This window comes from Trueperaceae bacterium (genome assembly GCA_019454765.1).
Taxonomy (GTDB): domain Bacteria; phylum Deinococcota; class Deinococci; order Deinococcales; family Trueperaceae; genus JAAYYF01.
In genome coordinates, this window is record JACFNR010000028.1 from 24267 (window position 1) to 31567 (window position 7301).

Annotated in this window: 8 protein-coding genes; 4 read left to right on the forward strand and 4 right to left on the reverse strand. The window is 74.2% G+C overall.

Annotated elements, in window-relative coordinates; translation table 11 throughout:
* On the reverse strand, positions 1-1597 hold a 1597-nt coding region (locus H3C53_08870), incomplete at its 3' end, for an ABC-F family ATP-binding cassette domain-containing protein (GenBank protein MBW7916777.1).
* Positions 1598-1865: 268 nt separating this feature from the next.
* Between H3C53_08870 and H3C53_08875 the strand changes: the two genes are divergently transcribed.
* Positions 1866-3011: a hypothetical protein gene (locus H3C53_08875; GenBank protein MBW7916778.1), complete on the forward strand. Its 1146-nt coding sequence runs from the start codon at positions 1866-1868 to the stop codon at positions 3009-3011.
* A gap of 39 nt (positions 3012-3050) precedes the next feature.
* On the opposite strand, the gene H3C53_08880 is transcribed toward H3C53_08875, so the two are convergent.
* Together H3C53_08880 and H3C53_08885 are read right to left on the reverse strand one after the other, a co-directional pair.
* Complete coding sequence (locus tag H3C53_08880; protein ID MBW7916779.1) at positions 3051-3866, reverse strand: cytochrome c biogenesis protein CcdA; 816 nt, start codon at positions 3864-3866, stop codon at positions 3051-3053.
* Positions 3866-4567, reverse strand: a complete 702-nt coding sequence (locus H3C53_08885) for a thioredoxin domain-containing protein (GenBank protein MBW7916780.1) — start codon at positions 4565-4567, stop codon at positions 3866-3868. Before H3C53_08885 ends, H3C53_08880 begins: the two co-directional genes overlap by 1 nt.
* A gap of 217 nt (positions 4568-4784) precedes the next feature.
* On the opposite strand from H3C53_08885, the gene H3C53_08890 reads away from it, so the two are divergent.
* The 3 genes from H3C53_08890 (at position 4785) to H3C53_08900 (ending at position 6186) form a co-directional block, all read left to right on the forward strand.
* Entirely contained in the window at positions 4785-5324 is a 540-nt protein-coding gene (locus tag H3C53_08890; GenBank protein MBW7916781.1) for a hypothetical protein, read from the forward strand.
* Complete coding sequence (locus H3C53_08895; GenBank protein ID MBW7916782.1) at positions 5321-5761, forward strand: phosphoribosyltransferase; 441 nt, start codon at positions 5321-5323, stop codon at positions 5759-5761. The genes H3C53_08890 and H3C53_08895 overlap by 4 nt, the downstream gene beginning before the upstream one ends.
* A 77-nt stretch (positions 5762-5838) precedes the next feature.
* Positions 5839-6186 carry a carboxymuconolactone decarboxylase family protein gene (locus tag H3C53_08900; protein ID MBW7916783.1) on the forward strand — a complete coding sequence of 116 codons (348 nt, stop codon included), beginning with the start codon at positions 5839-5841 and terminating at the stop codon, positions 6184-6186.
* Between the two features lie 42 nt (positions 6187-6228).
* Here the strand turns inward: H3C53_08900 and H3C53_08905 are convergent, their stop codons facing one another.
* Positions 6229-7128 carry a prohibitin family protein gene (locus H3C53_08905; GenBank protein MBW7916784.1) on the reverse strand — a complete coding sequence of 300 codons (900 nt, stop codon included), beginning with the start codon at positions 7126-7128 and terminating at the stop codon, positions 6229-6231.
* Positions 7129-7301: the final 173 nt, after the last annotated feature.

The following is a 7301-nucleotide window of genomic DNA, read 5'->3' on the forward strand; positions in this document are numbered from 1 at the left end:
TGGCCACCAGCCGCCTGTCGTGCGACGCGAAGAGGAGCGTGCCGGCGCGCGCCATGAGGTGCTCCTCGAGGGCCGCCACCATGCCCGCGTCGAGGTGGTTCGTCGGCTCGTCGAGGATGAGGAGCGCGGCGCGCGACACGCTCGACCTGGCCAGGCTCAGGCGGGTGCGTTGCCCTCCCGACAACGTGGCCACCTCCCGTTGCGGGTCCGGCGGCAGGCCGAGGCGCGCGAGCAGGTGGTGCAGCTCCTGCCGGCCGATGGTGGGGTTGGCGTCGCGGACCGCGTCTTCCACCGTGACGAAGGCGCCCAGTTCCTCCCCGTGCTGGCCCGCGAACCGCCAGGTCAGGCCGCGCCCGAGCGTGACGGTGCCGGCGGTCGGGGCCAGCTCGCCGACGACGGTCGCGATGAGGCTACTCTTGCCGCTGCCGTTCGCGCCCACGAGCGCCACGCGCTCGCCGCGGCGGATCAGCAGGTCCAGGCCGGTGAAGAGCCGCCGGCCGCCGCGCTCGAGGGTGACGCCCGCGAGGCGCACCACCTCTGTGGGTCCGGTGCGCGGCTCGTCCGCCGTCGCGCCGGGCCGCGTTCCGGCGCTCGGCGTCGGTGCCGTCGGGATCGTGACGACGGCCTCGTCCTCGCGCGGCGCCGGCGTCACCTCGAAGCGGTCGAGGCGCCGCTCGAGGGCGCGAGCCCTGCCGGCCAGGGTGCGCGACACGTTCTCGGCCTTCGCCTTCGCGAGTACGACCGCCTGGTTCCCGGCGCGGCGTCTGTTGAACCTGTCCGCGCTGCGACCCGCCGACCTGAGGCGCGCCGCCTCGACCTCCAGCTCGCGCTTCTTGCGCGCCTCGGCCTCGTGACGGCGGTGCTGCGCCGCCAACGCCGCCTCCTTCAGCGCCAGCGCGGCGGAGTAGTTGCCGGGCCACGGCGTCAGGCTTCCGCTCGTCAGTTCCGCGACGCTCGATACTGTCGCGTCGAGGAACTGCCGGTCGTGTGACACCACGACGGCCGCGGCGTCGCTCGCGCGCAGCCACGCCTCCAACCACTCGATGCCGTCCCGGTCGAGGTGGTTGGTGGGTTCGTCGAGGAGCAGGAGGTCCGCGCGCGTCAGGAGCTGACGGGCGAGGTGCACGCGGCGGCGCTGACCTCCCGACAGCTCGCTCATGCGCGCCGCTCCGTCGATGGCGAGGCCGTCCAGGACGCGTTCGGTGCGCGTGGCGTGGTCGTAGCCGCCCGCCGCCCTGAAGCGCTCCTCGGCGGCCGCGTAGCGCTCGATGGCGACGGGCGTCGCGGCCGTCAGGCCGCGCTCGGCGGCGGCGAGGTCGGCCGCGGCCAGCGCCAGGGCCGGAGGCAGCAGCCAGTCGCTTACGCGCGCGTCGCCGGCCTCCGTCACCTGGGCGAGGAGGGAGACCGTGCCGCGCACGTGGATGGTGCCGGCATCGGGCGCCTCCAGCCCGGCTATCAGGCGCAGCAGCGTTGACTTGCCGCTGCCGTTGGGTCCGATGAGGGCGGTCTTCTCGCCGCTGGCGACGTCGAGGTCCACCGCCTGGAACAATGTCCGGTCGCCGTGGCGCTTGGCCACGGCGCGGAGTCGCAGACTCACGCTGACCTCCGGTTGGAGTGAGACGGGGTGCTGTCTACTTTCCGTTCGTCAGCGTGCTGCGCGCATCTGGTCGTTGCCTTCCGCGGGGTGGTCGTGGACGCCACCTGGCGATGCCCGGGTGGGTGCTCCGACTCTACCAGGGTCGTGGGTCGTCGCGCCCGCCCGAGCGCGCGGGGTCCGCGGCGCCCGTCCCGAGCGCATGCGATGATGCCGGGATGACCGGCGTGATGCCGATCCGTCGTTCGCGACGCGGTGGGGGGGCCCGGAGGTGAGGCGGTTCCTACGGCGCTTGGCGGGCGCGGCCCTGCTGCTAGCGGCGGTGGGACTCGTCGGCGGCAAGGCCTGGCTGGCGCTGGATGGGCCTTACCTGGAGGCGCTCGCGCCCTACCCGTACTGCGCCGAGGCGGCCCGGGCGCTCGCGGCGGAGCGTCACGCCGACGCCATGGAGCTCGCGGAGGCCGGCGCCTGCGAGGAGGTGGCGGCGGCGGCCGAGGCGGAGTGGAACCGCCTGTCGGCGGTGTTCGGGCGTTGCGTGGACGGGATCTGGACGGGCCGCGGCGAGGACGCCTACGGCATCGGCTGCGCGGTCGCCAGCGACCTGGTGGTCTTCGGCGACGTGCGCGACCTCACGCGCCAGGGAGTCGCCTGGTTGCGGGGCGAGGAGACGGACGAGGTCCTGGTGGCGCTGTCGTCGGCCGGCGTCGCCCTGACGCTGGCGCCGCACCTCGGTGCGGGCACGGCGCTCCTCAAGGCGGCGCGGCGGGCCGGAGCGCTGGGTGAGCGCTTCGCGAAGGGCGTGGTGCGGCTGGCGCGGGAGCGGGCCTGGGGCGCGTTGGGCGCACTGCTGGGGGACGCCGGTAGGATCGGGCGCAAGCTGCCGCCGGGTCGCGCCGCGCGCGTGCTCGCTTACGCCGATGACCCCGCCGACGTGGCCGCGCTCGCGCGCTTCGTCGAGGCGGTTCCTCACCCCGCCCTCGGCCTGAAGTGGGGCGGCAAGGCCGTCACGCGACTCGCTGACGAGGGTCTCTACGCCGAGGCGTTGATGCGAGGGCCGGCCGGCCTCGACCTGGCGCTGCGCAGGGGCGCGAGGGCGCTGCTCCGCAGGCAACCGCTCGTGGTGGCGCTGGCGAAGGCCGTCTACGGCAACGCGGCGGTGGCGTGGCGGCTCGTGCCGTTCCTGGTGAAGCGAGCGACCTGGCCGTGGGTGGGCGGCGTGGCGGCGGCCCTCGCGCTGGTCGGCCTGCTCATGAGCCGGCCGGGCGGGCGGCGCCGCGGTGCGGCCGGGCGCGGCGGTGCCGGACGAGGCGGTGCCGGGCGCGCCGTGAGCGGGCGCGCAGTGAGCGGGCGTGCCGTGAGCGGGCGCGCCGTGAGCGGGCGCGCCGCCGCCTCCGGTGGGCGCCGCGCTAACGCCTGACCGGTGCCGGTGCCCCACCCAGGCCGGCCCAGGCTCGACTCACCCGCGGCCGGAGCGCGGCCACAGCGCGTACGCGGCCGCGACCGCCACGACCGCCAGGGCCACCGCGAGGTCGGGCACCTTCACGGCCCAACCCGTCGTCCAGGTCTGCAACCGGAACTGCGTGTCGACGGAAGCGACGCCGCCCAGGTTGGCGGTCCCCTCGGTGAGGAGGAAGAGCAGGCCGATGCCCACGAACACGGCGCCGGAGAGGAGCGAGGTCGAGTGGACCTTGAAGCCGCCCAGCCGAAGCTCGCGCCCGCGGAGCCACCGCCTCCTGCTCAACTCGAGCCGGTCCCAGAGGAGAGCGAGCACCAGTAGGGGCAGGACCATCCCCAGCGCGTAGGCGGCCATGAGCAGGGCACCGTACGTCGGGCTGCCGCCCGTCATGGCGAAGGTGAGGATCGCGCCCAGCAGCGGACCGGAACAGAACCCCGCCAGGCCGTAGACGGCTCCCAGCGCGAGCACGCCCATGGCGCCCCGGCCGGCGCCTGCCCGGGCGGTGGCGGCCGAGGGCAGGAGCGAGAAGCCCCTCCCGGTCACGACCAGCAGGCCGAACACGATGAGGAGCAGGCCGCCGACCGTCGTGACCGCGCCGCGGTACTGCGTGACGAGCGAGCCGATCGCGCCCACCCCCGCGCCGAGGGGCACCAGCACGAGCGCCAGGCCGAGGTAGAAGACACCCGTCCGCGCCACGAGCCGGCCGAGGCCGTCGAAGGCGTAGGCGAAGAACGACGGCAGCAGCAGCGCCGAGCATGGGCTCACCAGCGCGAAGAGTCCGCCCAGGAAGGCCCCGGCCAGCCCGACGTCGGGCATCAGTCGGCGGCCATGAGCGCCTCGTCGATGAGCCGCACGAACACCTCGGTCGGCTGTGCGCCGACGAGGGGGCGCCCGCCGATCACGAACGACGGCGTGCCCGTCACGCCGAGCCCGCGCGCCTGCTGGAAGTCGCGGGCGATGGCCGCGTCGTGCGTCTCGTCCGCGATCTCGCGCTCGAAGCGCGCCAGGTCGGCCACTCCCACCTGCTGGGCGAAGGCGCGCAGCTTGGCTTCCGTCAGGTCGTGATGACCGCTCGCGGGGGCCGCGGCGTAGACGGCGCGGTTGAACTCCCAGAACTTGCCTTGCGCCGCCGCGGCGCGCCCGGCGCGCGCGGCGAGGAGCGAGGCGTCGCCGAAGATGGGGAAGTCGCGCCACTCGATCCGGAGCTTGCCGGCGTCGACGTAGCGCGCGACGAGCTCGGGTTCGGTCGCCTGGCTGTAGCGGGCGCAGAAGGGGCAGCGGTAGTCGGAGAAGACGACGAGCGCGACCGGCGCGTCGACGTTGCCGAGGGCGAACGGGTCGCTGGCTTCGCGGCGCGCCTGCTCGCCGAGAGGCCGGGCGCCGGGTGCGGCGGGTGCCGCCAGCGCGACCTCGCGGCCGCGGCTGAAGCCCGCGTAGTAGGCGCCGCCGGTCAGGGCGGCGAGGAGCAGGAGGGCGCCGAGGAGGCGAGCGGGACGGGAGCGGGCGAGGCGGTTCATCTGGCGGGGGCCTACCTTTCTCCCGGGATTCTACGTGCGGTGGTGCGTTACCCCTGTAGGGTATGCGGCCCCGCGCCGGAGCGACGGTCGCCGTGGCAAGGCGCGACGGCCACGCGCGTCCCCACCGTGTATCCTCGCGCCACGACCCGGTTCCCGACCGGGGAGGGTGGGAGCCACCGGGGCCCGCGAGTTCGGTGCGGCCGCGAGCCTCGGTGAGATGGGAGTCGTGACTGTGACGGTCGTCGCTTCAAGCAGGTTGGTCAGGACGTTGTCGCTCTCGGTGGTGGCCGTGGGCGCGTCGGTGGCGGTGCCGTTCCTCGTCCACCTCCTTCCGGGCGGCCAGGGAGTCGGTGCGTCGCTGCTCCCCATCTTCTGGGCGCCGCTGCTCGCCGTCGCCCTGCTCGGCCCCGTGCCCGCCCTGGTGGCGGCGACGGCCGCGCCGGCCCTGAACCACGCCCTTACGGGCATGCCCCCGACGTTCCTGCTGCCCGGCCTGACGGCCGAACTGATCGTGTTCACGGGACTGAGCCTGCTGGCCGGGCGCGGAAGGAGCGTCGCCGGCGCGGCGCTGGCGGCACCCGCCGCCTACCTGATCGCCCGGTGGTCGGTTGGCGTGGCGGGTGCGGCGCTGGGGGGAACCGCCGTCGACCCGCTCGCGCCACTGGCCGGCCTGGCCGGCGCGGCGCCCGGGCTGGTGGCGTTGGCGGCGTTGGGCGGCCTCGCCGCCGTCGGCGGCCGGGCGGCGCACGGCCGGTGACCGCGGTCACCGTGCCGGCCGGGGCGAAGGTCGCACTGCCTTTCACGGAGATCGCGCGGCGGATCGCCGCCGCCGAACTGCCGCGCGTCGACCTCGTGATCGGCGTGGCGACCGGCGGCGTGGTCCCGGCCGCGCTGCTCGCCTACAGGCTCGGCGTGCCGCTCGCCAGGTTCGATATCAACTACCGCGCTCCCGACAACTCGCCGCGCCGGCCCGCTCCGGAGCTGCTGGCCGCACCGAGCCTGCCGCAGGCCGGGACGCGGGTGCTGCTCGTCGACGACGTGACGGTGAGTGGGCAGACCCTGGGCCTCGCGCGGGCGCTGCTCGCAGGCTGCGAGGTCACGACCCTCGCCCTGAAGGGGAGGGGCGCCGACATCGTGCTCTTCCCGGAGGTGGCCAGCTGCGTGGCGTGGCCGTGGCACGCGCGGCCCGACTGAGACGGTACCCGGTGTCGCCGGCGGCGGCGCGCGGAGCGTTACCCTGACGGCAGCGACCTCTCGGGAAGGAGTCACGCATGAGCCAGGAGATGCTCCCACAGATGACGAAGGAGATGGCGGAGAAGCGCCGCAGCCTCGCGCCGAAGACGCTCGACGCCTGGCGAGAGTTCAGCCGGGCGGCGTTCGCGGAAGGCGCCATCCCCGCCGTGACGAAACAGCTCATCGCCGTCGCCGTCGCGCACACCACGCAGTGCCCCTACTGCATCAAGGGCCACACGAAGGAGGCGTTGCGCCAGGGCGCGACCGAGGAGCAGATCATGGAGGCCATCTGGGTCGCCGCCGAGATGCGCTCCGGTGGCGCCTACGCCCACTCCGCCATCGCGCTCAACGAGATGTTGGAACGCGAGAAGGTCGTGGGCGACTGACCGTCGGTGCGGCCTGGCGCTAAGCGCCCGACCGGCCTGCCGCTAGCGCGTCACGTCGATGAAGGGGAGCGCGCCGCCGGGCAGCATCGTGGTGGGCAACACGCCGTCCCAGGACTCGGCCGTGACCAACGCGACCAACTGAGGGTTGTCGCGTAGCGCCTCGCCCTTCGCGCGGATGGCGCTCGCTTCGGCGTCGCCGGCGAGGCGCGTGGCCTCGGCCTGAGCCTTGGCCTCGGCCACGCGAGCGTCGGCGGCGCCCTGCGCCTGCGTCACGACGATCTGCGCCTGGATGCGTTGCTGCTCGAGCTCCTGGCTGCGCCGCTGCACCTCGACCTCGGCCATCATGCGCGCCTCGACCGACTGCTCGTACGCTGCGCTGAAGGCGATGTCCTCGACCTGCACGGACTCGATGACCACGATGGCGGGATCGATCACGCCCATGATCGCGTCCGAGACCTGCTGGTTGAGCAGGCTGCGCTGCTGGATGGCCTCGACGGCGTTGAACTGCCCGAACACGGTGCGGACCAGCTCGTTGAGGCGCCGGTCGATGAGGCGCGAGACCAGCCCCTCCTCGCTCCCGAACTGCGCGTACACCTCGTTGACCATCTCCGGCACGAGCCGGTAGGTGACGGAGACGCGCAGCTCCGCGAGCTGCTGGTCGCGGGAGTAGGTCTCCATGCGGTCGTACACCTTGGAGTTCGTCTGGACGCGCATCATGACGACGCGGTCGACGAGCGGTAGCTTGAAGCCGAGTCCCGGCGGCGCGATGCGTTCGAAGGCGCCGAGCCGCAGGACGACCCCGCGGTAGCCCTGGTCGACGGTGAACATGCTCGAGAAGACGACGATGGCCGCCAGTACCAGCACCACGCCGGCGGCGGCGAGGCGGTTGAGGCTCAAGCCGTGCGTCTTCCGGCGGCTCGTGAGGGCGTCGAACTCGTCCATGGCGTGGCTCTCCTCCCGCGCTGGGCGCGTGATGGCCGAGCGGCATGAGCGCGCTCGGCGGGGCCGGCGAGGCGACGGGCGTTCTGCCCACGGGGTTGCGGCGCCGGCCGCAAGACAGGTCTATCCAGGTTGCGCGCTCCGCCGCGCGGCGGGGCGTCCCCACGGATGCTACC

What these genes read in the sequence shown, in the direction of transcription:
- H3C53_08880 (MBW7916779.1), bottom strand. Translation starts at nt 3,866, where the DNA reads ATGCCCGACGTCGGGCTGGCCGGGGCCTTCCTGGGCGGACTCTTCGCG.
- H3C53_08885 (MBW7916780.1), bottom strand. Translation starts at nt 4,567, where the DNA reads ATGAACCGCCTCGCCCGCTCCCGTCCCGCTCGCCTCCTCGGCGCCCTC.
- H3C53_08890 (MBW7916781.1), top strand. Translation starts at nt 4,785, where the DNA reads ATGGGAGTCGTGACTGTGACGGTCGTCGCTTCAAGCAGGTTGGTCAGG.
- H3C53_08900 (MBW7916783.1), top strand. Translation starts at nt 5,839, where the DNA reads ATGAGCCAGGAGATGCTCCCACAGATGACGAAGGAGATGGCGGAGAAG.
- H3C53_08905 (MBW7916784.1), bottom strand. Translation starts at nt 7,128, where the DNA reads ATGGACGAGTTCGACGCCCTCACGAGCCGCCGGAAGACGCACGGCTTG.